The 25294-nt window shown below is 62.5% G+C and carries 24 protein-coding genes; 11 read left to right on the forward strand and 13 right to left on the reverse strand.

Features of this window, described 5'->3' with window-relative positions:
• Window positions 1-120: 120 nt before the first annotated feature.
• On the forward strand, window positions 121-1446 hold the full coding sequence (locus L9O85_RS08440; protein WP_301578388.1) for an Ig-like domain-containing protein: 1326 nt from the start codon (window positions 121-123) through the stop codon (window positions 1444-1446).
• 187 nt (window positions 1447-1633) lie between these two features.
• Here L9O85_RS08440 and L9O85_RS08445 read toward each other — a convergent pair whose 3' ends face one another.
• The 8 genes from L9O85_RS08445 to L9O85_RS08480 all read right to left on the reverse strand — a co-directional run bounded on the left by L9O85_RS08445 (window position 1634) and on the right by L9O85_RS08480 (window position 11194).
• On the reverse strand, window positions 1634-3001 hold the full coding sequence (locus L9O85_RS08445) for a permease prefix domain 1-containing protein (RefSeq protein ID WP_301578389.1): 1368 nt from the start codon (window positions 2999-3001) through the stop codon (window positions 1634-1636).
• The gene (locus L9O85_RS08450) at window positions 2994-3332 is read right to left on the reverse strand and encodes a PadR family transcriptional regulator (RefSeq protein WP_301578390.1); all 339 of its coding nucleotides are present in this window, start codon (window positions 3330-3332) and stop codon (window positions 2994-2996) included. Before L9O85_RS08450 ends, L9O85_RS08445 begins: the two co-directional genes overlap by 8 nt.
• 71 nt (window positions 3333-3403) lie before the next feature.
• Complete coding sequence (locus tag L9O85_RS08455; protein ID WP_301578391.1) at window positions 3404-4054, reverse strand: RNA polymerase sigma factor; 651 nt, start codon at window positions 4052-4054, stop codon at window positions 3404-3406.
• A 24-nt stretch (window positions 4055-4078) separates the two neighbouring features.
• Window positions 4079-5524 (reverse strand): M48 family metalloprotease, encoded by a 1446-nt coding sequence (locus L9O85_RS08460; protein ID WP_301578392.1) that lies wholly within the window; start codon window positions 5522-5524, stop codon window positions 4079-4081.
• Window positions 5525-5613: 89 nt separating this feature from the next.
• The gene (gene glmS, locus L9O85_RS08465; protein ID WP_276852687.1) at window positions 5614-7446 is read right to left on the reverse strand and encodes a glutamine--fructose-6-phosphate transaminase (isomerizing); all 1833 of its coding nucleotides are present in this window, start codon (window positions 7444-7446) and stop codon (window positions 5614-5616) included.
• 337 nt (window positions 7447-7783) lie between these two features.
• Window positions 7784-8311 carry a GrpB family protein gene (locus tag L9O85_RS08470; protein ID WP_301578393.1) on the reverse strand — a complete coding sequence of 176 codons (528 nt, stop codon included), beginning with the start codon at window positions 8309-8311 and terminating at the stop codon, window positions 7784-7786.
• 2 nt (window positions 8312-8313) lie between these two features.
• On the reverse strand, window positions 8314-8880 hold the full coding sequence (locus L9O85_RS08475) for a sugar O-acetyltransferase (RefSeq protein ID WP_050624960.1): 567 nt from the start codon (window positions 8878-8880) through the stop codon (window positions 8314-8316).
• A 205-nt stretch (window positions 8881-9085) separates the two neighbouring features.
• Complete coding sequence (locus L9O85_RS08480; RefSeq protein ID WP_050624961.1) at window positions 9086-11194, reverse strand: glutamine synthetase III; 2109 nt, start codon at window positions 11192-11194, stop codon at window positions 9086-9088.
• 509 nt (window positions 11195-11703) lie between these two features.
• On the opposite strand from L9O85_RS08480, the gene glnA reads away from it, so the two are divergent.
• The 6 genes from glnA to L9O85_RS08510 all read left to right on the forward strand — a co-directional run bounded on the left by glnA (window position 11704) and on the right by L9O85_RS08510 (window position 17222).
• The gene (glnA, locus tag L9O85_RS08485) at window positions 11704-13035 is read left to right on the forward strand and encodes a type I glutamate--ammonia ligase (protein WP_050624962.1); all 1332 of its coding nucleotides are present in this window, start codon (window positions 11704-11706) and stop codon (window positions 13033-13035) included.
• A gap of 36 nt (window positions 13036-13071) precedes the next feature.
• Window positions 13072-13611, forward strand: coding sequence for an ANTAR domain-containing response regulator (locus L9O85_RS08490; protein ID WP_050624963.1), 540 nt, complete (start codon window positions 13072-13074; stop codon window positions 13609-13611).
• Between the two features lie 82 nt (window positions 13612-13693).
• A complete protein-coding gene (dapF, locus tag L9O85_RS08495) occupies window positions 13694-14488 on the forward strand; it encodes a diaminopimelate epimerase (protein WP_276756856.1) in 795 nt (264 codons plus the stop codon).
• A 67-nt stretch (window positions 14489-14555) separates the two neighbouring features.
• Complete coding sequence (locus L9O85_RS08500; protein WP_256181956.1) at window positions 14556-15779, forward strand: LL-diaminopimelate aminotransferase; 1224 nt, start codon at window positions 14556-14558, stop codon at window positions 15777-15779.
• A 143-nt stretch (window positions 15780-15922) separates the two neighbouring features.
• Window positions 15923-16432: a hypothetical protein gene (locus tag L9O85_RS08505; RefSeq protein WP_277117643.1), complete on the forward strand. Its 510-nt coding sequence runs from the start codon at window positions 15923-15925 to the stop codon at window positions 16430-16432.
• A gap of 250 nt (window positions 16433-16682) precedes the next feature.
• The gene (locus L9O85_RS08510) at window positions 16683-17222 is read left to right on the forward strand and encodes an FUSC family protein (RefSeq protein WP_050624967.1); all 540 of its coding nucleotides are present in this window, start codon (window positions 16683-16685) and stop codon (window positions 17220-17222) included.
• A gap of 87 nt (window positions 17223-17309) precedes the next feature.
• On the opposite strand, the gene purF is transcribed toward L9O85_RS08510, so the two are convergent.
• Window positions 17310-18695 (reverse strand): amidophosphoribosyltransferase, encoded by a 1386-nt coding sequence (purF, locus tag L9O85_RS08515; protein WP_301580130.1) that lies wholly within the window; start codon window positions 18693-18695, stop codon window positions 17310-17312.
• Between the two features lie 187 nt (window positions 18696-18882).
• On the opposite strand from purF, the gene L9O85_RS08520 reads away from it, so the two are divergent.
• Window positions 18883-19314, forward strand: coding sequence for a hypothetical protein (locus tag L9O85_RS08520; protein ID WP_276852680.1), 432 nt, complete (start codon window positions 18883-18885; stop codon window positions 19312-19314).
• Window positions 19315-19617: 303 nt separating this feature from the next.
• Here L9O85_RS08520 and nrdR read toward each other — a convergent pair whose 3' ends face one another.
• From nrdR to L9O85_RS08535, 3 genes are all read right to left on the reverse strand, one after another.
• Window positions 19618-20073, reverse strand: coding sequence for a transcriptional regulator NrdR (gene nrdR / locus L9O85_RS08525; protein WP_050624970.1), 456 nt, complete (start codon window positions 20071-20073; stop codon window positions 19618-19620).
• Between the two features lie 150 nt (window positions 20074-20223).
• Window positions 20224-21711: a glutamate--tRNA ligase gene (gltX, locus tag L9O85_RS08530; RefSeq protein WP_301578394.1), complete on the reverse strand. Its 1488-nt coding sequence runs from the start codon at window positions 21709-21711 to the stop codon at window positions 20224-20226.
• 235 nt (window positions 21712-21946) lie between these two features.
• Window positions 21947-22537, reverse strand: a complete 591-nt coding sequence (locus tag L9O85_RS08535) for a hypothetical protein (RefSeq protein WP_301578395.1) — start codon at window positions 22535-22537, stop codon at window positions 21947-21949.
• Window positions 22538-22761: 224 nt separating this feature from the next.
• On the opposite strand from L9O85_RS08535, the gene L9O85_RS08540 reads away from it, so the two are divergent.
• The 3 genes from L9O85_RS08540 to L9O85_RS08550 all read left to right on the forward strand — a co-directional run bounded on the left by L9O85_RS08540 (window position 22762) and on the right by L9O85_RS08550 (window position 24787).
• A complete protein-coding gene (locus tag L9O85_RS08540) occupies window positions 22762-23610 on the forward strand; it encodes an amidohydrolase family protein (protein ID WP_108981150.1) in 849 nt (282 codons plus the stop codon).
• A gap of 93 nt (window positions 23611-23703) precedes the next feature.
• Window positions 23704-23934, forward strand: a complete 231-nt coding sequence (locus tag L9O85_RS08545; RefSeq protein WP_256181961.1) for a DUF4177 domain-containing protein — start codon at window positions 23704-23706, stop codon at window positions 23932-23934.
• A 67-nt stretch (window positions 23935-24001) separates the two neighbouring features.
• Window positions 24002-24787 (forward strand): enhanced serine sensitivity protein SseB, encoded by a 786-nt coding sequence (locus L9O85_RS08550; protein WP_301578396.1) that lies wholly within the window; start codon window positions 24002-24004, stop codon window positions 24785-24787.
• A 61-nt stretch (window positions 24788-24848) separates the two neighbouring features.
• Here L9O85_RS08550 and L9O85_RS08555 read toward each other — a convergent pair whose 3' ends face one another.
• Complete coding sequence (locus L9O85_RS08555; protein WP_050624976.1) at window positions 24849-25280, reverse strand: acetolactate synthase; 432 nt, start codon at window positions 25278-25280, stop codon at window positions 24849-24851.
• Window positions 25281-25294: the final 14 nt, after the last annotated feature.

Here is a 25294-nt window from a genome sequence, read left to right on the forward strand (position 1 = left end):
TGCACTTCCTTTTGCTGGTTCTCAATATCTTCCATGGGCTTTTCCGGCATGTGGGCCCGCATATTTTTCCTGTTAGCACAGAAAATAAGGGCACATCAACAAAGTAAGGAGGTCATTCCTTTGAATCATTCCCCAGCTTTCCGCAGGATGCTCGCCCCGGTGCTGGCGTTGGCGCTGGTCTGTACCCTGTCCCTGCCCGCCTCCGCCTTCTTCTGGAACAAGAAAACTGATGTCCCCAGCGTTTCCGATTTCTCCAAAAACGGCATGGTGGGGCAGGTCATTTCCTTTTCTGCCGAGGACTTCCCTGTCTCCGGCGGCAGCGGTGGGACCGCGCTGGCCGCCATTACGCTGAAAACTCTGCCCGATATCGGCACAGGGATGCTCACCGTAGGAGGACAGCCCCTGACCGAGGGCGCCCTGGTGGACGCCTCCGCCCTGAGCGGGCTCCAGTTCCAAGCTCTGCCCACCCCCTCTGTCAACGAGACTGCCTTCACCTTCCTTCCCTCCTTTACCACCGGAGAGACCGGTGAGGAGGTGACCGTCACCCTATATCTGCTCACCGAGGCCAACGAGGCCCCCATCGCCCGGAATATGGACCTGTCCACCTATAAAAATGTGGCTATCACCGGCTGGTTCGACGCGGAGGACGGCGAAGGGGACTCCCTCACCTTCCAGCTCACCTCCACCCCCGCCCGGGGGGCCGTGACTGTGGCGGAGGACGGCTCCAGCCAGTTCGTCTATACCCCCTATGAGAACAAGACTGGCAAGGATAGTTTCACCTATGTGGCGGTGGACCCGGCGGGCAACGTATCTCCCGAGGCCAAGGTATCCATCCAGATCGAAAAGCCGGACACCAAGGTGACCTACGCTGATATGGAGGGCAACCCTGCCCACAAGGCCTCCATCCGCCTGGCCGAAGAGGGCATCTTTGTGGGCTCCTATGTCAACGGAAGCTATTTCTTTGACCCAGACCAGCCGGTCAGCCGGGCGGAATTTCTGACCATGGCCATGGCGGCCACCGGCCTGGAACCCCTGGAGGACGTGACCCTCACCGGCTTCTATGACGACGAGGCCATCCCCACCTGGGCCAAGGGCTATGTCTCCTCTGCCCTGAAGGCAGGGGCTATCCAAGGCAGTTTGGACCAGGAGGGCCAGCCCGTCTTCGGCTCCGGTGAGCCGGTGACCCGGGGGGAGGCCACGGTGATGCTGGATAACCTCATGGGCATCCTGGACGTGCCCGCGGAGGTCTTTGCCTCTGAGAGCGGCGGCCACTGGGCCGGCCAGGCCGCGGCCAACCTGTCCGCCTCAGGCGTTATCCACGGCGGGGACGACAGCGCCCAGGCCATGGCCGACCCGCTGACCCGGGCCGACGTGGCCGAGCTGCTGGACGGCGCGATGGACGTGATGGCAGATCAGGACGGCAGCATCTGGTTCAGCTGGTCCTGATGCGGAGATCCGAAACAGCTCCACTTTTAAGACAAAACCTCCGGCTGAGCCGGAGGTTTTGTCTGTCTGAGGCATCTTTTGTATGGGATGTCCCTTCCCAGACACATGTCCCGGGAAAAAACAAAATTCCAGATAATCCCCGCTGGAGGGCCTTTTATTCAAGATGCGTCGGAGACTTCCCCTGCGGTCATTTTCCCGTCCTTCTGCCCAAGGCGATGACCAGATCCCCGTCCCTCCAGGAGATCAGAGGGCGGCCCCGGCTTGACTGTGCGGCGGGCCCCTTCTGCCCCTGCGGGAGCCTTTCTTCCCGAAAGGCGGACAGCATCAGCCCCAGCAGCAGCAGATTGACCACCATATACCGCCCGCCGGTGGACAGGAAGGGGAGCACCAGCGGCGCGGCCAGGGGGAATCCCAGATCATAGACCACAAAGCACACTGTCTCCAGGACCAGAGTCGTCAGGGCCGCGGTGGACAGCAGGCGTCCCAGCATCCCCCTCTGCCGCATACAGCGCCGCAGCCCCAGTGCGAAGAGGGCAGTCATCAGGGCCAGAAGGGCCAGCCCAGCGGCCCAGCCCAGCTCGTGGATCACCCGGGCCAGCCAGTAATCCGAAACGCCAGGGAGATAGCCAGCCGCTCCGCTCAGTTCCCCCAGCTCCCCTTTCCCCAGCCATTGGGCGCCGGAGAGCATCTCCCGGACCATCATGGGGAAATATCCCAGCCCCAGGGGGTCCAGCTCCGGGTGGAGGGCGAATCGGACCCGCTCCAACGCATAAGGGCTTTGAGACAGATGCCACAGCGCGGCCCCGTTCAATACCAGGAGCCCAACGGCCACGGCGGCTGCCCCCTTCTTCCGGGGCACCCCCATCCAGCCCTTCCACGCCGCGGTGAGCACCACCGCTGCTCCGCTGAGGCCGGCGATGGCACCGCTGGTGAAATTCGGGATGAGGCAGGGCAGGACCACCGGCGGGACCAGCCCCGCCAGAGCCAGGAGCAGTCCCCGCCAGCCCTTCCCTCGCAGGCCATAGATCAGCAGGGCGTAGAGCACCGGCCCCAGCAGGGTGTAGCTGATCCCTCCTACTCTCATTCCGCCCCTCTGTATCAAAACAGCCAGAGCAGCCATGCCCAAAGAATAGAGGAGGACCGGACGCCGTCCCAGCAGGGTATAGTCCCCCAGGTACACCGCCGCCATAGCGGCGACCCCCAGGAGGATGCTTACGATCACGGTAGGCATATAGGGCTGAACTCTGCCTAGCTGCTGCATCACGGTGGCCTGGATGAAAAATCCGGAGCACAGCAGCAGCCCAACCAGGGCCAGCATGCCCCACTGGGGCGCAGGCCGGTGCACCCGGTCCAGCTGGGTACCCACCTCCACCGGGTCCCCCATCTGCCGCAGGCTCTCCGCCTCCGCCTCCGTCTGGCTCATCCCCTGGGCCAGGCAGGCGTCCCGCTGGTCCAGCAGGTGGGTGCGCAGCTCCTGGGCCAGAGCGGGCCGGGCGCGCCTCCAGCGCACCTGCTCCATGGCCTGATCCATGTAATCCGCAAAAAAGTCATCCAAAACAGATGCCCCCCTCCAGCACCCGGGACACCGCCCGGGTGTAGCGGTCCCACTCCGCCCGCTTCTCCTTCAGCTCCCGCCTTCCCTTTTCTGTTAAGTGATAATACTTTCGGGTTCTGCCGCCCCCCTCCCCCTGATAGGAGGTGATCCACCCCTTCTCCTCCAGCCCGTGAAGCAAAGGGTAAAGTGTTCCTGCTTTCAAGTCAAACGTATGGTCTGAGCGGCGGCGGAGCTCCTCGATCATCTGATAGCCGTACCGGTCTCTCTCCTCCAGCAGCCGGAGGAGCAGCATCGCTGTGCTCCCGGCCATCCATCCTTTATCGATGCCCATAGATAGACCTCCTATATATCGGATATCTATATATTAAAGGCGGTCCCATCCTTTTGTCAAGGACAATTTTTTCAGGCCGACTTCGGCTGCCCCGCTCTCTTCCGCCTGGGGACTCCGTAATAGTAACGGAAAAACCGCTCCCGAAGCAGCTCCAGGGCGCACCGATAGAGCTTTTCCGCCTCCTCATCCTCCAGCTTCAGCTGTCTGGCTGTCTCTGCCTCAGGCCGTGCCTTTGCCACCCTCAGCGTCAAAATGACCTCATCGTTGACTGGAAGATCCGCCATAGCCAAGTGGAGGGCCTCCAGTTTCTCCTGATGGATCACCCACCTCAGCGGGTCGCCGCCGAAGTGGGGCTCATCCGGTGGCGGCTCATGCCACCATGCACTCTGATCCTTCCGCACCTCCTCCCAGATTTGATCTCGGCGTGCCCTCTTCCTGTGGTGGTTCCGAAGAACATTCTTCGCGAACCCATAGACCCAGGTGGTGAACAGAGCTCTTCCCCCCTGAAACCGGTCCAGCCTTGCCAGGCATTTCTCCACCGCATCGGATGCGATGTCCTCCAACTCCTCTTTCACACCGTCCCCATAGCACCGCCGTGCGTGCCGGAAGAAACAGCGGCGCAAATATTCCTCTGCCAGCGCGCCCAACTCCTCCCGGGCATGCTCGTCTCCTCGCAGGGCAGCCTGGACCAGGGCGGCCTGCCGGGCCCGCTCCAAACTCATATGCGGCTCTCCTCCCCATGTCTCTCACTCATTCCAGCCCCTCCCCTGCCACAGAGCCATCCGGAGATACCAGAGCTGATCCAGATAGTCCCGCCACCCCCAGGGCCGCCCCCGCTCCATCATGGCTCTTCGCCGCCGGAGGGAAGGGTGGAACTCCACTCTGAGATAGCGCCGGTAACCTTGGTACAGCACATTTTCCCCTCTCAGCCGCGCCTGCCGCTTCTCCTCCGCCTGGAGCAGCCGCGCGATCTCCCAGAACTGCATCCACTCCTCCCCGGACGCCCCGCTCAGGCGCAGGCCGGTCCGGTCCGCCCGCAGCTCACACATCTGTCCCCAGAACCGGCGGTCCGTCAGGATCTTCCCAAAGAGCAGGTCTGCCCCCAGATAGAGGACCAGCAGGAGAGCGGGCAGTGGGGCAGCCGCCGGCAGGAGCAGGACCGATCCCGCCAGTAGCAGGAAGATGCCTCCGCTGACCAGTGCCGCCTTCCGTGCCCGCCGCTCCAGCTGGAGGGCATCCCGGTGGGCGATGTGGCTCAGCTCATGGCCCAGGATGGAAAGCACTGTCCGGTCCATCTGCTCCAGGTTTCCCGTCCGCCGGAAGAGGAGCTCAGCCTGCTTCAGCAGTCCCCCGGTCACCCGCAGCTCGGGCACCTGGCCTGGGGAGAGGCGGGCGCTGGCGTTGACCGTCCCCTCCTGGGTCTCCGTTACCAGCAGGGCCGGGATCTTCATCGCCCGGCAGGAGTCCTCCAGCGCCTCCTGATACCGCTCCAGGCTGCTCCCTTGGATGGTCACGCCCGGCTCTGCTGCTGCGCTCCTCCCCTTTTTCTTCCGCCAGGGCTGTTCTGAGAGCAGCCACAGCAGGGCCAGCAGAACCAGGGCCGCCGCCTCTCCCACCGGACCGGCGGCGGCCAGACTGTGGCTCAGCCCCCAGATGGTTCCAAAAACGGCCGCCGCAGCCAGCAGGAGCAAGACAAGGAGCCCTCTCTTTTTCTGGTCCCACTCCACCGGCCGCGTGTGCTCTTTCAGAAACCCAGGTCGGGAACGCAGGCCCTCCAGCTCCCCCTGCATCCAGCTTAGCTCCTCTACGGTCCTCTGGGTCCCCGCCTTGAAGCAGCCGCCTGCCAGCCCCGCCAGCACACAGCAGCCCATCGCCAGCTGGCCGGCCCCCTCCGGAAACATTCTCCAGGCCAGCACTGGGGCCAGCGCCCCACCCAGGGTGAGGTATAGCAGAGGCGGGAGCAGGCGCAGGGCGATCCTGCGCCAGGCCTGGCGGAAGCGCTCTGTCTCCTCCCCCTCTGTCCAGCGGCGGCGGACCAGCAGCAGCTCCCCCAGCACCTGCCGTTCCCCGCTCCACACGGTCCGGGCGGTGCGGAGCAGGGCGGGCAGGTCTACCTCGCGGCAGATGACCCACCGGCACCAGGCTGCCGCCATCCCCAGCTCCAGCAGATAAAAACACAGCAGATGTCCCATCTCTCTCTTTTCCTCCGCAAAAATGCGCGCGCCCCCCTCTGCGTCAGAAGGAGACGCGCGCTCCTGTTTTTCTGTGCAGCCCCGGGCCGTCACTCCACCGTGACGCTTTTCGCCAGATTCCGGGGCTTGTCGATGTCACAGCCCCGCATCAGGGCCACATAGTAGGCGAACAGCTGCATGGGCACCACCTCCAGGGAGGGGAGGAACATGGGGTGGGTGTCCGGGATCTGGATGGCGCTGTCCACGCTCTTGGCCAGCTCCGCCCCATGGCTGCGTGTGGTGATGCCAACCACGTCCGCCCCCCGGGCCTTTACCTCCTTCACATTGCTCATCAGCTTGTCAAACAGGTCCCCCCAGCTGGCCAGGGCCACTACCAGGGTGCCGTCCTCGATGAGGGAGATGGTGCCGTGCTTCAGCTCCCCGGCGGCGTAGGCCTCCGAGTGGATGTAGGAGATCTCCTTCAGCTTCAAAGACCCCTCCAGCCCCACCGCATAGTCGATGTTCCGCCCGATGTAGAACACGGAGTCGTGGTTGAAGTAGATAGAGGCGTAGTACTGGATCTTTTCTGTGTCGGACAGGATCTCCTCCACCTTGGCGGGGAGCTGCCTCAGCTGGGCTACCATGCCGGCGTACTCCTCCTCCCCCACTGTGCCCAGCAGATGGGCAAAACGCAGGCCCAGCAGATAGATGACCGCCAGCTGGGTGGAGTATGCCTTTGTGGTGGCTACGGCGATCTCTGGCCCGGCCCAGGTGTAGATCACGTCGTCCGACTCCCGGGCAATGGTGGACCCCACCACATTGACGATGGACAGCAGCCGGGCTCCCAGCCTCCGGGCCTCCCGCATGGCGGCCAGGGTATCGATAGTCTCTCCGGACTGGCTGATGACGACGGCCAGGGTGCGCCGGGTGACGATGGGGGCACAGTAGCGGAACTCTGAGGCCAGTGTCACCTCCACCGGGATGCGCAGCATCCGCTCTAGGGTGTATTTGGCCGCAACCCCCACATGGTAGGAGGAGCCGCAGGCGATGACGTACAGCCGGTCCAGCCTCTCCAGCTCCTCCCGGGTGAGGGAGACCTCGTCCAGCACCACTTCCCCGTCCCGCAGGCGGGGGAAAATGGTGTCCCGCAGGGCCTTGGGCTGCTCCATGATCTCCTTGAACATAAAGTGCTCATAGCCCCCCTTTTCCGCGGCAGAGATCTCCCAATCTACATGGGAGATCTCCTTCTCCACCGGCTGGAGCAGGGAGTTGTACACCTGGGCCCCATGGGCGGTAAGCACCGCCACTTCCCCATCCTCCAGATAGCACACCTCCCGGGTGTGCTGGATGACGGCGGTGACATCAGAGGCCAGCATGTGGAAGTTCGCCCCGTATCCCAAGATCAGGGGCGAGTCCTTCCGCACTGCCACCAGCCGGTCTGGCTCGTCGGCGCAGACGATGCCCAGGGCATAAGCCCCCTCGATGCGGTGGAGCACCTTGCCCACCGCGTCCAGCAGGTCGCCTTCATAGTAGTAGTCCAGCAGCTGGGCCACCACCTCCGTATCTGTCTCCGAGACGAAGGCTATCCCCTTGGACTCCAAAAACTCCTTCAGCCGGGCATAGTTCTCGATGATCCCGTTGTGGACCACAGCGATCCGGCCGGACTGGCTCACCTGGGGGTGGGAGTTGACGTCGTTGGGCGCCCCGTGGGTAGCCCAGCGGGTATGCCCCAGCCCCATGTGTCCGGTCAGCTTCTGCCCCTGACCGGTGAGGTCGGCCAGCACTTGGAGCCGCCCCTTGGCCTTGGCCACCTGGAGCCCCTGCTCTGGGTCCAGCACCGCCAGCCCCGCGGAGTCATACCCCCGGTACTCCAGGCGGCGCAGCCCCTCCAGCAGGATGGGGGCCGCCTCTTCCGTTCCAATATATCCTACGATACCACACATTGCAATGATGATCCTCCTGAATTGAAATGGAGGACAAACTCGCAGCCATTTGCACCTCGTTCCCCGGTCACGGCCCCTCTGTTTTGCGGTCGCCCGCATATTTCGAGCCATGTCACGCGCCCGGAGCGGCGCGGAAGGGCATCCGCCGAACCGGAGCGCCCCCTGTGCCGGCGGCGCTCCCCCTCGATACTCCCTTCCCCTCGTCGTCCCTCCCCGGGCGTTCTGCCGGGAAGGGCGCTGGCGCTTCTGATGGGCCAGAGCCCATGGTCCTCCTTTCTCTCTGCGAAGCTGGTATATCAAGGCCACCGCCAGGGGCGGCGGGCCCTCATATCTCATATCACGGCCGTTTCTCGTCGTACCAGTCCAGGGCCCGCCGCTCCAGCGCCCGGACAAAGGCGTCCTTTCCGTCGCAGTAACCCTCAATGTCCTCCGGGTACTGTCCGGCCAGCCACCGCTTCAGCGCCCCATAGGCCTCCCGCTCCGCCGGGCAGGCCCGCAGGTAGTCCCGCACCGCCAGATGCCGGAGGATATTTTTCCGGTCGCCCGCCTGAAAGACGTGGAGCTGGTGGGTCCGATGGTCCCCGCCCTTGCGGAAATACCGCCTGCCCGGGATGCCGAACTCCCCCATGCACTGGTAGCCCAGGGCCTCCAGCTCCGGGTCCAGCCGGTCCACCGCCTCCAGGCTGGTGACCACCGGCATGAGGTCCAGGATGGGCTTGGCCCACAGTCCCTCCACCGCCGTGCTGCCGATGTGGTGCAGCTCCACCAGCAGCGGCCCGAAGACTGGCATCAGCAGGGCCCGCTCCCGGCGATAGCCCTCCGCCCAGGCCGGGTCCGGCGGGACCACCCGCACGTGCTGCGGCATGCTCACCCCTCCTCCGGTACCAGGCGGCGGATCACCCGGCAGGGGTTGCCCGCCGCCAGCACCCCGGGCGGCACGTCCCTAGTGACCACGCTGCCCGCGCCGATCACCGAGCCGGAGCCGATGGTCACCCCGGGCAGTACCACCACGTTTCCTCCGAACCACACGTCACTGCCCACGGTGATGGGCCTGGCGTACTCCAGTCCGGCATTCCGGGTAGGGGCGTCCAGGGGGTGGCCTGCGGTATAGAAGCCGCAGTTGGGGGCAATGAATACGTTGTCCCCAAAGGTGACGGGTGCGCAGTCCAGGATGACACAGTTGTAGTTGACATAAAAATTGTCCCCAGCGGTGATGTTGCTGCCATAGTCACACCAGAAGACAGGATTGACGGTGCTGTTCTCCCCCACCGAGGCGAACAGCCTGCGGATGATCTCCTCTTGCGCCTCCCGTTCCTCCGGCGGCGTCTGGTTCAGCCTGCCGCACAGGGTACGGGCCCGGATGCGGGCCGCGGCCAGCTCCGGGTCCTCTGAAGCATATAGTGCGCCGGACAGCATCTTTTCCCGCTCAGTCATGGCTTCTCCTCCTGTCTCCCTCCTGCTTCATAGCTCGGGTGGGACGCTTTATTATACGAGACCGGTGGCCTGGAGTAAATACCCTCCGCCATTGAAAATCTTTTTCTTTTTCCGCCGTTCTGAAAAGGCAGATTTCTTTGAGCGGAAAGAGCCCCAGCGCCGTCAGACGCCGGGGCTCTGTATGCATCAGGATCTCTGCTGGTCCTTACACCTCGAACATCAGGTCGCCGTAGGTGGGCACCGGCCAGATGGACTTATCCACCAGCAGTTCCATCTCATCCACCGGCTTGCGCAGCGCGGCCATGGCTGGGACGATCTGGTCGTGGTAGGCCAGGGCCATCTCCTTCACATCCTCCATGGCGTCCACCTGCTCCACCAGCTCGGTCAGGCTGTTCAGGGCCTTGGTGGCGGCGGTGAGGCGCAGGCTCACCTTCTCCAGCAGCTCCCGCTGCACCGTCAGGTCGGCCTGGGGACAGGCGGCGGTGACGGCGGTGATGGATTCGGCCAGCCGGGTGGTATAGGTGATGGCTGCGGGGACATAGTGCTTGCCTGCCATGTGGGTCATGGTCTTGGCTTCGATCTTCAGCACCTTGGCATAGGTCTCATACATGATCTCTGCCCGGGCCTCCAGCTCCGCCTTGGTGTAGATGCCGAACTTGGTGAACAGAGCCTCCGCCTTGGGGGTGAGCAGAGCGGGCACCGCGTCCACCATGGAGCGCAGGTTGGGCAGGCCCCGGCGTTCCGCCTCCTCTACCCACTCGTCGGAGTAGCCGTTGCCGTTGAATACGATGCGCTGATGCTCCGTCATCATATCGTGAATAAGCTTGGTGCAGGCGGAGTCAAAGTCCGCCGCCTTTTCCAGCTCGTCTGCCGCCTCACAGAAGGACTCCGCCACGATGGCGTTCAGGGTGGTGTTGGCGTCGGCGATGGAGTCGGAGGAGCCCACCATGCGGAACTCGAACTTGTTGCCCGTGAAGGCAAAGGGGGAGGTGCGGTTGCGGTCGGTGGCATCCTTCTTGATGACGGGAACCGTGGACACACCGGTATCCAGTCCGCTGGAGGTGAGCAGCTTGATGGAGTCCGCGTTGGAGACGATCTGGCTCACCACATCGTCCAGCTGATCCCCCAAAAAGATGGAGATGATAGCGGGAGGGGCCTCCTGGGCACCCAGACGGTGCTCATTGCCTACGCAGGAGGCGGACTGGCGCAGCAGGTCGGCATGGCGGTCCACCGCTCTCATGATGCAGGAGAGCACCAGCAGGAACTGCATGTTCTCATTGGGGGTGTCCCCGGGGTCCAGCAGGTTCTCCCCGGTATCTGTGCCGATGGACCAGTTGTTGTGCTTACCCGAGCCGTTGACGCCGGCGTAGGGCTTCTCATGGAGCAGACAGACCAGACCGTGGCGGGTCGCCACCCGCTTCATGGTCTCCATGGCCAGCTGGTTCTGATCCACCGCTAAGTTGCACATAGAATAGATGGGGGCCATCTCATGCTGGGCGGGGGCCACCTCGTTGTGCTGGGTGGTGGCCGGGATGCCCAGCTTCCACAGCTCCACGTTCAGGTCCTTCATAAAGGCGCCCACCCGCTCCCGTATGACGCCGAAGTACTGGTCATCCAGCTCCTGCCCTTTGGGGGCAGGGGCACCGAACAGGGTCCGCCCGGTGTAGATCAGGTCCCGACGCTTCAGGTACTTCTCCCGGTCCACCAGGAAATACTCCTGCTCCGGCCCTACGGAGGGGGTCACCTTGTGGGCCTCGGTGTTGCCGAACAGCCGCAGGATGCGCAGGGCCTGGGTGTTGATGGCCTCCATGGAGCGCAGCAGGGGAGTCTTTTTGTCCAGTGCCTCGCCAGTGTAGGAGACAAAGATGGTGGGGATGCACAGGATGGTGCCGCAGGACATCTCCTTCACAAAGGCGGGGGATGTCATGTCCCAGGCGGTGTAGCCCCGGGCGTAGTGGGTGGACCGCAGGCCCCCGGAGGGGAAGGAGGAGGCGTCCGGCTCCCCCTGGATCAGCTGCTTGCCCGACAGCTGGAGCAGTGTCTTGCCCTCCACCGGGGCGGTGAGGAAGGAGTCGTGCTTCTCCGCAGTGATGCCGGTAAGGGGCTGGAACCAATGAGTATAGTGGGTAGCCCCTTTCTCCAGCGCCCAATTCTTCATGGCGTTGGCCACCACATCGGCGGTGCTCATGCTGATGCTGCCGCCATTCTCCATCACATTGGTCACTTCGGCAAACACCTTTTTGGGCAGGCGCTCCCGCATGACGGAGACGCTGAACACATTTGTGCCAAACAGCTCGGTGATCGCAGTACTCATTTCCAGTCAACCCTTTCCATTTCCGTAATTCCAAGCCGCTCCTGATCTCCCAGCCGCAAAAACAAAAAAGACAAAGACATCCTATCAAGACGTCTTTGTCTTCATTCGTTCCCAAACGGACCGGCGGACCGGACTGCTTTCTGGTTGACAGCATACTCCTTTCCGGAAGTTTTTGCAAGTGTTTTTTTCATTTCCACCATAACGCCCATTTTTTTGGGGCCCTCTGGGGCAGGAGTTGCGAAAACGCACAAATCCCTCTCCCGTGAGATGGCGCCGGCAGGTTCCCGGAGACCGGGTGGCCGCGCGGGGCCGCCTTTGCCCGCAAAGTGCCCCAATGAAGTCCGCCCCATCCATTTGCCGGCCCGCCGCGCCCTGCGCGGCGGGCTCGGTACTCGTCCTCTCCAGCACTCCCATTCGGAAAAGTCTTGACAGCCGCCCCCCTTCAGTGCAATACTGTTTTATCCAAACATTTTCCGTCCCTGGGGCGGTGAGAAAGGGGCAGACACACCATGAGCTATACTAAGGAAGACATTATCCGCATCGTGAAGGAGGAGGACATCGAATTCATTCGGATGCAGTTTGTGGACATCTTCGGACAGCTGAAGAATGTGGCCATCACCGCCTCCCAAATTGAAAAGGCGGTAAACAACCAGATCACCTTTGACGGCTCCTCCATCGAGGGCTACACCCGCATCAATGAGTCCGATCAGTACCTCTACCCCGATCTGAACAGCTTTGCCATCTTCCCCTGGCGGCCCGCCCAGGGCAAGGTGGCCCGGCTGATCTGCGACGTGTATAACCCTGACGGAACCCCCTTTGTGGGCGACCCCCGCGGGGTGCTCCGCCGGGTGCTCCAGCGCAGCCGGGACATGGGCTTTGATGCCTTCAACATCGGGCCGGAGCTGGAGTTCTTCCTCTTTGAGACTGACGACCAGGGCCACGCCACCACCCTCACCCGGGACGAGGCGGGCTACTTCGATCTGGGCCCCCTGGACCACGGTGAGAGCACCCGCCGGGAGATCTGCCTGAATCTGGAGCAGATGGGCTTTGAGATCGAGGCCAGCCACCATGAGTGCGCCCGGGGCCAGCATGAGATCGACTTCAAGTACGATGAAGCCCTGGACTGTGCGGACAAGATCATGACCTTCAAGCTGGCGGTGAAGAGCCTTGCCCAAAAGAACGGACTCCACGCCACCTTCATGCCCAAGCCTCTGTTCGGGCTGGCAGGCTCCGGCATGCACATCAACATGTCCCTGTTCCGGGACGGAAAAAATATCTTTTTTGACGAGAAGGGGGAAAAACAGCTCTCCTCCCTGGCCTACTCCTTTATTGCCGGCCTTTTGGAGCATGTGAAGGGCTTCACCGCTCTCACCAACCCCCTGGTCAACTCTTACAAGCGGCTGGTCCCCGGCTACGAGGCTCCCTGCTACTGCGCCTGGTCCGCCTCCAACCGCTCCGCCCTCATCCGCATCCCCGCCGCCCGGGGCCAGTCCACCCGGGTGGAGCTGCGCAGCCCTGACCCCTCCTGCAACCCCTATCTGGCGGTGGCCGCCTGCCTGGCCGCCGGCCTGGACGGCATCCAGCGGGGCCTCACCCCTCCCCCTGAGATCACCGGCAACATCTATGAGATGGACGACAGCACCCGGGCCGCCAGCGGCATCCAGGCCCTGCCCTCCTCCCTGGAGGAGGCCCTGCGGGAGATGGAGGCCGACCCCGTCATCATGGACGTACTGGGCGGCCATGTGGCCTCTCACTACATCCACGGCAAGATGAAGGAGTGGAACGAGTACTGCATCCGGGTGTCCAACTGGGAACTGGAGAAGTATCTGGTCACCTACTGAGCCCCGTCCCCCCGCTGAAAGGAGTGAAGCCCCCCATTGGATACGGTCATCGTCGCCTTTGAGAGTGACTCCCTCTGCCGCAAATTCCGGGATCTGCTGGAGGGCTCCGGCTCCGCCGCCTGCCTCATCTGCCACTCGGGCAGCCAGGTGCGCCGCGCCGCCGCCGCCCAGCCCATCTACTGCGTGGTCTGCGGCACTCGTCTGTCCGACGGCCCGGCGGAGTGGCTGTGCGGGGATCTGCCCCCCTTCTGCTCCCTGCTGATGGTGGGGCCCGCCCACCAGCTGGCCCTGTGTTCTGACCCGGACATATTCAAGCTGCCGACCCCCATCCGCCGTGAGGAGGCCCTTTCCACCGTCTCCCTGCTGCTCCAGTTCGGACACCGGATGGAGCGCTATACCCGCCACCGCCGCTCCCCCTTAGAGCAGGATCTCATCGCTCGTGCCAAGGCCCTGCTCATGGAGCGGGACGGGCTCACCGAGGAACAGGCCCACCGGACCCTCCAGAAGCGGAGTATGGACCAGGGCCTCACACTGGTCCAGACCGCCCGGCGGACCCTCGCCCAGGGCGGAGGCTGAGCTGCGGCATATTCCCGCCTGCCGGCGCATATCCATCCTCCAGACCGGGCGCGCCCGCCGCGCCCCGAAAAGGAGTGATGGCATGCGCTTCACCAAAATGGAGGGGCTGGGAAACGACTACATCTACCTCAACTGCCTCTCCCGCCGTCCCCCCGACCCCGCCGGGCTGGCGGTCCGGCTCTCCGACCGCCACTTTGGTGTGGGGGCGGATGGCTTGATCTGCGTCTGCCCCGGCCGGCGGGGGGACTTTGCCATGGAGATGTACAACGCCGATGGCTCCCGGGGAAAGATGTGCGGCAACGGCATCCGCTGCCTGGGCAAGTATGTGTACGACAAGGGGCTCACCCGCCGCACCAGCCTCCAGGTGGACACCGACTCCGGCCTGCGTGCCCTCCGGCTCCTCCCCGGCCCCGCCGGCATCGGACAGGTGGAGGTGGACATGGGGGAGCCCTCCGTCTTTCCCCAGATCTCCATCCCTCTGATGGAGCTCACCTACTCCGTCATGCCCGTCTCTATGGGCAACCCCCACTGCATCCTCTTCTGCCCCCACCCGGAGGAGATCGCCCTGGACGTGCTGGGCCCCGCCCTGGAACACCACCCCGTCTTTCCCGACCGGACCAACGTGGAATTTGTGGCCGTGGAGGGGGATCAGCTGCGGCTGCGGGTGTGGGAGCGGGGCAGCGGCGAGACTCTGGCCTGCGGCACCGGCGCCTGCGCCGCCCTGGCTGCCGCCCACTTCCTGGGACTGTGCCCCCCAGAGGTCACCGCCCTTCTCCCCGGAGGCTCCCTGGTCCTGTCTCTGGACACAGCCAGCGGGCACATCCGCATGACCGGCCCCGCCGTCACCGTGTTCGAGGGGGAGTGGCCCGGAGGTTAGGATTGACAGCGGGGCAAAATTCCGCCATAATAGTTTGTAAGTTTTTCTGCAAAGGAGGGGTCTCCCCATGGCCCACATCAACCAAAACTATCTGAAGCTGCCCGGCAGCTACCTCTTCTCCGAGGTCAACCGCCGGATCACCGCCTACTCCGCCTCCCACCCCGGCGCCAAGATCATCCGGCTGTCCATCGGCGACGTGACCCGCCCCCTGGCCCCTGCTGTCATCGAGGCTATGCACCAGGCCGTCACCGAGATGGGCACCTTCGAGGGCTTCCACGGCTATGGCCCGGAGCAGGGCTACGACTTCCTGCGGGAGGCCATTGCCCAGCACGACTACGCCGCCCGGGGCGTGGACATCAAGCCGGAGGAGATCTTTGTCTCCGACGGCGCCAAGAGCGACTGCGGCAACATTGGCGACATCTTCGGTCTGGACAACGTGGTGGCGGTGTGCGACCCGGTGTACCCTGTCTATGTCGATACCAACGCCATGGCCGGCCGGGCCGGTGACTACCAGGAGGAGCTGGGCCGATGGAACAAGCTGGTCTACATGCCCTGTGTGGAGGAGAACGGCTTTACCCCTGTTCCCCCTCGTGAGAAGGTGGACATCATCTACCTCTGCTTCCCCAATAACCCCACCGGCGCGGTAGCCACCCGGGAGCAGCTGAAGGCGTGGGTGGACTACGCCAACGCCAACGGCTCCGTCATCCTCTACGACTCCGCCTATGAGGCTTTCATCTGCGAGGAGGATGTCCCCCACAGCATCTTTGAGATCGAGGGTGCCCGAACCTGCGCCATCGAGTTCCGCTCCTTCTCCAAGACTGCCGGCTTCACCGGCAACCGCTGCGCCTACACCGTGGTCCCCATGGAGCTGGAGCGGGACGGTGCCAAGCTGAACAGCCTGTGGAACCGCCGCCAGTGCACCAAGTTCAACGGGGTCCCCTATGTGGTCCAGCGGGGCGCCGCCGCCATATACACCCCCGAGGGCAGGGAGCAGACCCGCGCCTCCATCGACTACTACCGCAAAAACGCCCAGGTCATCCGGGAGGGCCTCACCTCTGCCGGGCTCCAGGTGTTCGGCGGGGTCAACGCTCCCTATATCTGGCTCAAGACCTCCGGCGGTATGGGGTCCTGGGACTTCTTTGATCTGCTGCTGGATCAGGCCAATGTGGCCACCACCCCCGGCGCCGGCTTCGGCCCCAGCGGTGAGGGCTACGTCCGCCTCACCGCCTTTGGCGACGCCGCCGCCACAGTGGAAGCCGTGGAGCGGGTGAAGGCCGCTGTCCGCAAGTGATCCATTCCCCGTGCCCCTGGCACGGGGAATTTTTTCCTGCCCGGAGGGAGCGGTCCCTTTGGAGCGGCAGAGGACGACTTCCCCCTTTCATCCCGTTAATGAAAGCAAAAAGGGATAAATCAATATTTTAAGTGGGTGGTGTCATGAAAAAGGTAACACCAGTTTTGATGGCAATCGTATTCTGCGCTTTGCTGCTCGCAGGGTGCAGTATTTCTTCTCAAAGCAGGCAAGGGCAGCCGCTAGCAGTCTATTCTTTTAGCGGGGAAAATGAATTTATTTCTGTTTCAAATGGGGTCATCGTTTTAGACGCTGAAGAAGAGATCTGTTATGGCGGTAATTTGGAGACAAGAAAAGATAAGTTTACGGATATTGCTTCATACTCAGCTACCATTTATCTTACATCAGATGGTGAAGAGAATATTTTAATGTCCAATAGAGTTGAAGATAAAACAGGAGGCGCAATAAATATTTCCGAGGATATAGGAAAAATAACCGGGGACATTCTTATCCCTGATGATATTGATAATTTAGTTGATGGTCTTTGGTTTGAGCTGAAAACAGTTGATCTGGATGGAGAGGAAAACACATATCATCTGCAATTAGAAGTGATTGAGATCACTAGAGCGAATGATAATTCGCCTTCTGCTTATTGACCCGTGTGACCTGGAGCAGATCCCCCTCATCTGAATGGACGCGGGGAGGGTTTCTGTCCTGAAGACCGGTCCAGAGGGGAAAAGGGTACAGGGCGTGGACGGCTTGACTTTCCCCCCGCCTCAGGATACAATCGAGTTGTTTCCCAAACTCTACCCTCTCCCCTGTTACTGCTCAGACTTTCCGGGCATCCTAGCAGGGCGCCCCGGCTGCGGGGCCTGGCACAACAGGACACAGCAGGAGGTCTTCCCCATGAAACAGTTCAAGTTCCCACATATCGGGATGCGCACCACTAAGACCGCCGTGGCAGTGATGCTCTCCTACCTGATCTTTGTCCCTTTCGGCCTCCTCTATAACGAGAGCTACCCTGGGGTGCTGGCCTATGTGGGCCCCACCTATTCCTGCATCGCCTGCATCGTGTGCATGCAGAGCTCCCTGGAGCAGACCCTCCAGGTTGGGCTCTCCCGCTTTGTGGGGGTGTTCATCGGTGCCATCCTGGGGGTGGCTATGCTGCTCCTGGAGCCCCTGCTGTCCCACTGGGTGGGCATCGTCCTGATGCTGGGAGCCGCCTGTGTGTGCGGGATCTGGCTTTGCATGCTCTTCAACCGGCCCGCGGCCTGCGGCATGGCCTGCATCCTCCCCTGCGTCATGCTCATTTCCGGTGACGTGTCCGGCATCCAGCGCTACTACTACGCCGCCGCCCGGGTGTCGGAGACGGTGGTGGGAGTAACGGTGGCCTTCCTCATCAACTCCCTGCTCCCCACCAGAAATCCACAGCCCCAGGATAAGTGACAGGCTGAACTCCTTGTCAGCAAGAACCCACCAAAAAAGAACAGGCCCGCGCGTCCGCAGAACACTGCAGGCGCGCGGGCTCGTTTTTCACTCCAGGTCCACCGGATAGCGCTCAGTGAAGCAGCCGTCACAGAAGCCGCAGGCCGCCTTGGGGGCCAGCTGGTGCAGGTCCTCCAGAGGCAGATAGCCCAAGCTGTCCGCCCCGGCGATCTCCCGGATCTCCTCCAGGGAATGCTGGCAGGCGATGAGCCGTTCCCGGTCCGGGATATCGGTTCCAAAGTAGCATGGGGCGATGAAGGGGGGCGCGGACACCCGGATGTGGACCTCCTTCGCCCCGGCCTCCCGCAGCAGGTTGGTGATCTGGCGGCAGGTGGTTCCCCGGACGATGGAGTCGTCGATCATCACCACCCGCCTGCCCTCCACCTCACTGCGCAGGGCAGACAGCTTGATGCGCACCGCCTGCTCCCGGCTGGTCTGGTCTGGAGTGATGAAAGTGCGGCCCACGTAGCGGTTTTTCACAAAGCCCACCCCGTAGGGGATGCCGCTCTCCTGGGCATAGCCCCGGGCGGCGTCCAGCCCGGAGTCAGGCACCCCCACCACCAGGTCGGCCTCCACTGGATGGCGGCGGGCCAGCAGACGGCCGGCGTTCACCCGGGCCTCGTGGACTGACTGCCCGGCGATCACCGAGTCGGGCCGGGCGAAGTAGATATATTCGAAGATGCACATGTGGGACTGGCCCCTGCAGTTGTCTCGGATGGAGCGCACCTGCCCCTCCTCCACCACCACGATCTCTCCTGGGTCCAGTTCCCGCTCCAGGGTGCCCCCCACGCTCTCGATGGCGCAGGACTCAGAGGCGAACAGCACCGCCTTCCCCTTCCGGCCCATGCACAGGGGGCGGAAGCCCCAGGGGTCCCGGCAGGCGATGAGCTTACGGGGGGACATGACGATCAGGGAGAACGCCCCTCGCAGCTCCCCCACAGCCCGGCACACCGCCTCCTCCACGCTGGGCCCGTGGAGCCGGGCCTGGGCAATGGCGTAGGCAATGAGCTCCGAGTCGCTGGTGGTGTGGAAGATTGCCCCCTGGTACTCAAACCGGGCCCGCAGCCGGTCCACGTCCACCAGATTGCCGTTGTGGACCACCGCCAGCGTTCCCTTCACATACTTGATGGTCAGGGGCTGGGCGTTCTCCCGCGCCCCAGCGCCGGTGGTGGCGTAGCGCACATGGCCCACCGCCATGGTCCCATTCAGGCGCTGAAGGGTCTCCCGGTCGAAGACCTCGCTGACCAGTCCCACGTCCTTATAAAAGGACTGCTCCCGGTCATTGATGGCCGCGATGCCGCAGGCCTCCTGCCCCCGGTGCTGGAGGGCGTACAGCCCGTAATAGGTGGTCTGGGCGCAGCTGCCCTCCGGGTCATAGATCCCGAATACACCGCACTCCTCGTGGAGCCCCTGCTCCAGCCGGATGTCTTCCATACTCACGATATTCTCCGCCCCTTTCGACTCCGGCGCCTCGCGTGCCCCGGGAAAAAGATAGTTTATTATAGCGCCCCCCGCTCCGACCATCAAGGACAGGATCTCAAATATTTTTACAAAATCCCTGCTCTTTCTCGTATATTTTGCAGAATTTTTCAGATAATATGGAGGAAGGGAGAGAAATTTCATGGATCACGATCAGCAGTTTTTGTCTTTCATTCATAAAAACGCGGCTATGGGGGTGAGCGCCATCCCCCAGGTGCTGTCCCTGCCCCAGAGCCGGGCCATGGGCCAGGCCCTGAACAGCCAGCTCCAGGAATACCGGACCATCGCCGCCCAGTCACAGGCCTATGCCCGGAAGCATGGTGCCCGGCTCCATACCCCGGGTCTGACTGTCCGGGCCATGTCCGGTGCCATGCTCAAAGCCCGCACTGCCGCCGACCACACCACCTCCAAGCTGGCTCAGCTGATGATCCAGGGGAGCACCATGGGCACTGTGGAGATGACCCGGCGCATCCACCAGTACACCGGCAAGGCGGACCCGGAGCTGCTGGCCCTGGGCAGCCGCCTGCTGCACACCGAGGAACAGAACATCCAGCAGATGAAGCGGTTCCTTTAAGCTCCGCCCTGGCGCGGCACAAAAAGCGGGAGGCCGATGGCTCGGCCCCCCGCTTCCGCTAGTGAAAAATCTCCCCCAGAGGGGGCCCCAAAGAGTTCTGTCGTCCGTGGAAGACAGGATCAAATCAAAAAGCATTATTTCCCGGGACATGCTTCTGGAAAATGACACCTCTCATGACAGATGAGGCGGCTTTTTCCTGCAAAAATAGGCCTCATCTGTCATGCAGCCCTTCGTCGCAAAAGACCCGACGGCCTTTTGCGACAATTTGAGCCCCGGGACCATGTGGTCCCGGGGCCGGATTGCTCACTTATCTTCCAGCAGCTTGTTCAGCTCCCGCATGAAGGTGTTGATGTCCTTGAACTGGCGGTAGACGGAGGCAAAGCGCACATAGGAGACCTCGTCCACTTTTTTCAGCCGCTCCATCACCAGCTCTCCGATCTCGGCGGAGCTGACCTCCCGCTCCATCTCGTTCTGGAGGGTCTGCTCGATCTCGTTGACGATCTCCTCCATGGTGCTGAAGGAGACCGGCCGCTTTTCACAGGCCCGGATCAGGCCGTTCATCACCTTGTTCCGGTCAAAGCTCTGGCGGCTGCCGTCCTTTTTGACCACCATCAGGGGCAGGCTCTCCATGGTCTCGTAGGTGGTGAAGCGCTTATGGCAGGACAGACACTCCCGGCGGCGGCGGATGCTGGCTCCCTCGTCCGCGGGACGGGAGTCCACCACCTTGCTCTCCAGATAGGCGCAGAAGGGGCATTTCATCTCGATTCCTCCATTCTGTGGTTGCCCGGCTGCCGCGGGCATGTGTTTTCTCCGCTATTATACCATCCCGGCCCAGCCTTGAACAGCCTGTTTTTTCCTGTTTCGGAAAAAATGTCCCCGGCGGCACAGGCCGCCGGGGACAGGTGGATCTTATCGCAGCTTGTCCAGCCCCAGGCGCAGGCGGCGCAGAGTCTCCTCCCGGCCCAGCACGTGGCAGATCTCCACCGCGCCCCCGGGAGTGACCGCCTTTCCGGCGGCGGCGATGCGCACCGGCCACATGAGGGTGGCGTTCTTCACCGCCAGCTTCTCCGCCAGAGCGATGAGGGCGTCGTGGATGCCCTCCGTGGTCCAGCCGTCCAGCCGCTCCAGGGCGGGGATGGCGGCCTCCAGCATGGCCCGGGCCACTTCCGGGTCGGTCTTGGACTTCTTGTTGGTGAACAGAGCCCCATCATAGTCAGGCAGGGCATCGAAGAAGTCCACCTTCTCCGGGATGTCAGTGAGCCGCTCACACCGGGCCTGGAGCAGGCCGGCAATCTCCGCCGCGTCCAGCGCCGGGTCTTTCACGCTCTGGCGGATATAGGGCTCTGCCGCCCGGGCAAAGTCCGCCGGCTCCATGGCCCGCAGGTACAGGGCGTTGAAGTGGGTGAGCTTCTCAATATCAAAGATGGCCGGGGACTTGGATACACCCGCCAGATCAAAGGCGGCCACCAGCTCCTCCAGAGAGAATACTTCCTGTTCCGCCAGTTCTCCTCTGGGGGACCAGCCCAGCAGGGCCACATAGTTCAGGATGGCGGGGGTGAGGTAGCCCTGGGCTTTCAGGTCCTCGTAGGAGGGGTCCCCGTGGCGCTTGGACATCTTGTTGTGGGCATCCCGCATCACGGGGGAACAGTGCACATAGGTGGGCACTTCCCAGCCAAAGGCCTGATAGAGCAGATCATACTTGGGAGCAGAGGACAGATACTCGCTGCCCCGGACCACATGGGTGATGCCCATCAGGTGGTCGTCGATGACATTGGCGAAGTTATAGGTGGGCAGGCCGTCCCGCTTGATGAGCACCTGGTCGTCCAGGGTGTCGTTCTCCACGGTGATGTCCCCGAAGATGGCGTCATGGAAGGTAGTGGTCCCGCCGCTGGGGATCTTCTGGCGGATGACGTATGGCTCGCCCGCGTCCACCCGGGCCTGAGCCTCCTCCTGGCTCAGGGCGCGGCAGGGGTCCGAAGCCCGGTCGAACTGGCCGGAGTCCTCTTCCGACTCGGTCTTTTCACAGAAGCAGTAGTAGGCGTGTCCCTTTTCCACCAGCAGCCGGGCGTACTTTCCATAGGTGTCCCGGCGCTGGGTCTGGATATAGGGGGCCACCGGGCCGCCCACGTCGGGGCCCTCGTCGTGGTCCAGCCCGCACTCCGCCAGGGTGCGGTAGATCACCTCTGTGGCACCCTCCACCTGCCGAGTCTGGTCAGTGTCCTCGATGCGCAGGATAAAGGTGCCCTGATGGTGCCGGGCGATGAGCCAGGTGTAAAGGGCGGTGCGCAGATTGCCCACGTGCATATAGCCGGTGGGAGAGGGGGCAAACCGGGTGCGGACCTTCCCCTTTGGGATCTTGGCCTCCATCTCCTCAAAATACTTCATATCCAGAGCCATGTCGTTCCCTCCATCGCGGCAGACGTTCTGCCGTTGTTTTACTGGTATTATAGATGCTTTCCCGCCATTTGGCAAGGGCCGGAACGCAGTCCGGCACCGCTCCTCCCATCCCCCGCCCGCCGGGGCGGTCCCCTTTTCCTCTTTTTAGCTGAGAAGCAGTTTTGGAAATGCTCCTTACAAAACAGTCAAGCCGCAGCTGCCCTTATCGGGTAACTGCCAGATAGATCAGAAGTTGTCAGGCTCTATCATTTTGGCCGCGAACTTCAACTGTGACAGTCTGAAATTCCAATAAAGTTTTGTTGGGCGTGTCTGTTTCTTTCGGGGCCTCTCTGCCAGTCACCTCGTAATATTCATCGCTGTACTGTATTTTACTGTCATCAAAGTCTTTTTGGATCGCCTTGACATATTCAAACGGGGTTTCCATTGGCAGCAGATCCATTTCGCGTTGAAGCTGCTGTACCGCCGCCCTCTGCTCCTGTGTCAAAATTTTTTCTTCGTGTTCCATGTGTTCCTCAAATTGCCTTTTATCCATCCAAACAATCTGCTCCACTGGATCAGCGGTGCCGCACGCCAGGATCAAACGGAGAAAATCCTCGAAATTTTTTGCCAGTGGATATACATTCCGATCTGCACAGCTTTCCGGGTCGCAGGCAAATACCATCTCTCCATACTCCGGCAAAAAGCAGTACAGGATACACCCTTCAAATCCTATCGGCTCTGCATTGACAGGGTAGCAAAAATATGGCTCTGTGATCTCGCCATGCTCCAAGCATAAAAGCTCCTTGTCGATCGGCGATGCCATATACTTTTCATAGATCGTTTTCATGGACATACCTCCGCAGCTTTTGATTGCCGCCCTGATTATACCGCAGCCGATTCTGTATGGCAATACGAAACCGCCGCTTCAACCCCAGCGGAGTTTGGAGTTTTAAGATAAACGGACCTCGAACGGGCTGTCGTTGCCTCCGAGCGAAAAATGTGGTATGCTTGGGACCGACATGCCGCGCTCCCTTGGCTGCGGCATCATTTCCCAGGAAAGGAAGGACCGCCATGGTCATTGATATCCACACCCACACCTTCCCTGACAAGCTTGCGGCCCCCACCATCCGCAAGCTCCAGGGTGCCTGTCATACCCGGGCCTTCACCGACGCCACCAACGCCGGCCTGGCCGCCTCCATGGCCCGGGCGGGCATCGACTGCTCCGTAGTCCTGCCGGTGGCCACCAACCCCCATCAGGTGGCCCATGTCAACGAGAGCGCCGCTCAGATCAACGCCCGGGGCCGCGGGACCGGCATCTACTCCTTCGGCTGCATCCACCCGGACTGTCCGGACCCCAGGGGAGAGCTGGCTCGGATCGCTGCCCTGGGTCTGAAGGGCATCAAGCTCCACCCCGCCTATCAGGCCACCCGGTTCGACGATATCCGCTATCTGCGCATCCTGGACCGGGCCGGCGAGCTGGGGCTCGTGGTCCTCACCCACGCCGGCATCGACATCGGCATCCCCGCCCCCACCTACTGCGACCCGGAGATGGTGCTCCGCGCCCTGGAACAGGTGGGCCCGGTGACCTTGATCCTGGCCCACATGGGAGGCTGGCGCCAGTGGGACCAGGTAGAGGCCCTGCTCCCCCAGTCCAGCGTGTTGCTGGATACCGCCTTTTCCTACGGCGACCTCACCCCCCTGGAGGGACACCCTTTTTCGGAGGACCAGCTGCACATGATGGAACAGGAGCAGTTTGTCCGCTTTGTCCGAAAATTTGGGGCCCAGCGCCTCCTCTTCGGCACCGACAGCCCCTGGGGGGACCAATCCGCCGATGTGGCCTCTATCCGCGCCCTGCCCCTCTCCCCAGAAGAGCGGGACGCCATTCTGGGCGGCAACGCCCAGCGCCTGCTGGGGCTGTAGCCACTCGGGGCCTTTTTCTTCCATTTTCCGGAGAGATCCAGGCCGTCAGTATATAAAGCAGCAGGCAAGAAAGCCCGCAGGGAGGTCATCTTGATGAAGCAGTACGAGTACAAATTCATACAGGTCCCTGTGGCCTGGAATACCCAGGGGATCATTTCCCGTCCCCCGAAAGCAGGGTCTACCTTCGATGCCTGTAAGGACGTAATCGAAAACGAGGCAGCAAATGGGTGGCGATTCAAGCAGATCGTGATCCCCTTCTGTGAGGGGCGGGGTGTGGGTCCCGCCCAGTGCTATCAGGTGATCTTTGAACGGGAGATTTCCTGAGGCTCCAAGCAGAGACAAGCAGGTCAGGCCCCGCACCCTACCCATGACACACAAGGAGGTCACCGCCATGGTTGATGTCACAAAGCCCATCGTCAATCCCCGTCTGTCTGAAGCCCTCGCCGCCCTCCACCGGGAGAACACGCCCGCCAACCAGGACCGGGCGCTGAGGGAGCTCATGACCCAGGCCCATCTGCTCGCGCCTGTGGTCCTCACCCCCGCGCCGCCCCCCGCTGTCTCCGGCCAGACTACACTGGAGCAGAACACCGCCATCCAGTTTCAGCTCATCTCCAGCCAGGAGGGCCGTCCCTTCTTTCCCGCCTTCACCAACTGGGGGGAGCTGCGGAAGCTGTGCGGCCCCCAGGACCAGCAGACCCTGGTCCTCACCTTCGACGACTATGCCTCTATGCTCCAGCGGGACAGCCGGGCCGCCGGCTTTGTGGTCGATCCCTTCGGGGACAGCCTCACCCTGGACCGGGAGACGGTGGCCCGCCTGGCCCGGCAGAAGGCAGAGGGCACTCCACCAGTCCGGCAGGTGATTCAGAAGGATACCCGAGTCATGCTGGGGGACCCGGCGGAGTACCCGGAGCGGATGGTGGAGGCCATCTGCTCCGCTGCCCGTGAGCTCCCAGCTGTAAAGGCACTCTACCTGCGCCTGATGGTCCGGGAGGGTGAGATGGAGCCCAGCTATCTGGTGGTAGTGGACCAGGATGGAGAGCAGGACGCTGTCTTTTCCGCCATTGCCGGGGCCGCCCGCCCTTGGCTGGAGGGAAAAACGGTGGATCTGGTCCCCCGCTCCTCCCGCTTTGGCCAGGACGCCTCCAAGGGAGTCTCCCCCTTCTACGACCGGATCTGAAAAAGCAGACCGCGCGCCGGCTGGCGCGCGGTCTGTCCTTTTTCTTGAAAGCTGTTTCGCTTTACATTCGCTGGATATCCGCTTCCTCCAGGGTCTTGATGCCCCGGGAGGCCAGGGCCTCCGCCGCGGCATTGTTGTCCTCTACCCGGAAGATCATATAGGCGGCTTCGGTCTTGCCCCCCAGGAATGCATACATGTACTCCACGTTGATCCTGGCATCGGTGAGCACCTGGAGCACCTTGTTCAATCCGCCCGGCACGTCAGGGATCGCCACCCCCAGCACGGGGGTGATGTTGTACACATAGCCCGCGTCCTTCAGGACAGTGGCCGTCTTGTACGGGTCGTCCACGATGATGCGGAGGATGCCGAAATCCCGGGTCTCCGCCACCGAGAGGGCCCGCATGTCGATCTTGTTCTGGGAGAGGATACCGGTCATCCCATACAGGGCACCGGGCCTATTCTCCAGGAACACGGAAAGCTGCTTGACGCTCATAACTCTTCCCTCCT

Source organism: Lawsonibacter asaccharolyticus (genome assembly GCF_022453915.1).
Lineage (GTDB): Bacteria > Bacillota > Clostridia > Oscillospirales > Oscillospiraceae > Lawsonibacter > Lawsonibacter asaccharolyticus.

Bases quoted from the DNA above. Each gene is read 5' to 3' on its own strand.
- L9O85_RS08505 (WP_277117643.1), top strand. From the start codon at position 15,923: ATGAAAAAGGTAACACCAGTTTTGATGGCAATCGTATTCTGCGCTTTG.
- L9O85_RS08535 (WP_301578395.1), bottom strand. From the start codon at position 22,537: ATGAAAACGATCTATGAAAAGTATATGGCATCGCCGATCGACAAGGAG.
- glnA (WP_050624962.1), top strand. From the start codon at position 11,704: ATGAGCTATACTAAGGAAGACATTATCCGCATCGTGAAGGAGGAGGAC.
- gltX (WP_301578394.1), bottom strand. From the start codon at position 21,711: ATGGCTCTGGATATGAAGTATTTTGAGGAGATGGAGGCCAAGATCCCA.
- nrdR (WP_050624970.1), bottom strand. From the start codon at position 20,073: ATGAAATGCCCCTTCTGCGCCTATCTGGAGAGCAAGGTGGTGGACTCC.
- L9O85_RS08545 (WP_256181961.1), top strand. From the start codon at position 23,704: ATGAAGCAGTACGAGTACAAATTCATACAGGTCCCTGTGGCCTGGAAT.
- L9O85_RS08480 (WP_050624961.1), bottom strand. From the start codon at position 11,194: ATGAGTACTGCGATCACCGAGCTGTTTGGCACAAATGTGTTCAGCGTC.
- glmS (WP_276852687.1), bottom strand. From the start codon at position 7,446: ATGTGTGGTATCGTAGGATATATTGGAACGGAAGAGGCGGCCCCCATC.
- dapF (WP_276756856.1), top strand. From the start codon at position 13,694: ATGCGCTTCACCAAAATGGAGGGGCTGGGAAACGACTACATCTACCTC.
- L9O85_RS08540 (WP_108981150.1), top strand. From the start codon at position 22,762: ATGGTCATTGATATCCACACCCACACCTTCCCTGACAAGCTTGCGGCC.
- L9O85_RS08500 (WP_256181956.1), top strand. From the start codon at position 14,556: ATGGCCCACATCAACCAAAACTATCTGAAGCTGCCCGGCAGCTACCTC.
- L9O85_RS08550 (WP_301578396.1), top strand. From the start codon at position 24,002: ATGGTTGATGTCACAAAGCCCATCGTCAATCCCCGTCTGTCTGAAGCC.
- L9O85_RS08520 (WP_276852680.1), top strand. From the start codon at position 18,883: ATGGATCACGATCAGCAGTTTTTGTCTTTCATTCATAAAAACGCGGCT.
- L9O85_RS08475 (WP_050624960.1), bottom strand. From the start codon at position 8,880: ATGACTGAGCGGGAAAAGATGCTGTCCGGCGCACTATATGCTTCAGAG.
- L9O85_RS08450 (WP_301578390.1), bottom strand. From the start codon at position 3,332: ATGGGCATCGATAAAGGATGGATGGCCGGGAGCACAGCGATGCTGCTC.
- L9O85_RS08510 (WP_050624967.1), top strand. From the start codon at position 16,683: ATGAAACAGTTCAAGTTCCCACATATCGGGATGCGCACCACTAAGACC.
- L9O85_RS08470 (WP_301578393.1), bottom strand. From the start codon at position 8,311: ATGCCGCAGCACGTGCGGGTGGTCCCGCCGGACCCGGCCTGGGCGGAG.
- L9O85_RS08460 (WP_301578392.1), bottom strand. From the start codon at position 5,524: ATGGGACATCTGCTGTGTTTTTATCTGCTGGAGCTGGGGATGGCGGCA.
- L9O85_RS08555 (WP_050624976.1), bottom strand. From the start codon at position 25,280: ATGAGCGTCAAGCAGCTTTCCGTGTTCCTGGAGAATAGGCCCGGTGCC.
- purF (WP_301580130.1), bottom strand. From the start codon at position 18,695: ATGGAAGACATCCGGCTGGAGCAGGGGCTCCACGAGGAGTGCGGTGTA.
- L9O85_RS08455 (WP_301578391.1), bottom strand. From the start codon at position 4,054: ATGAGTTTGGAGCGGGCCCGGCAGGCCGCCCTGGTCCAGGCTGCCCTG.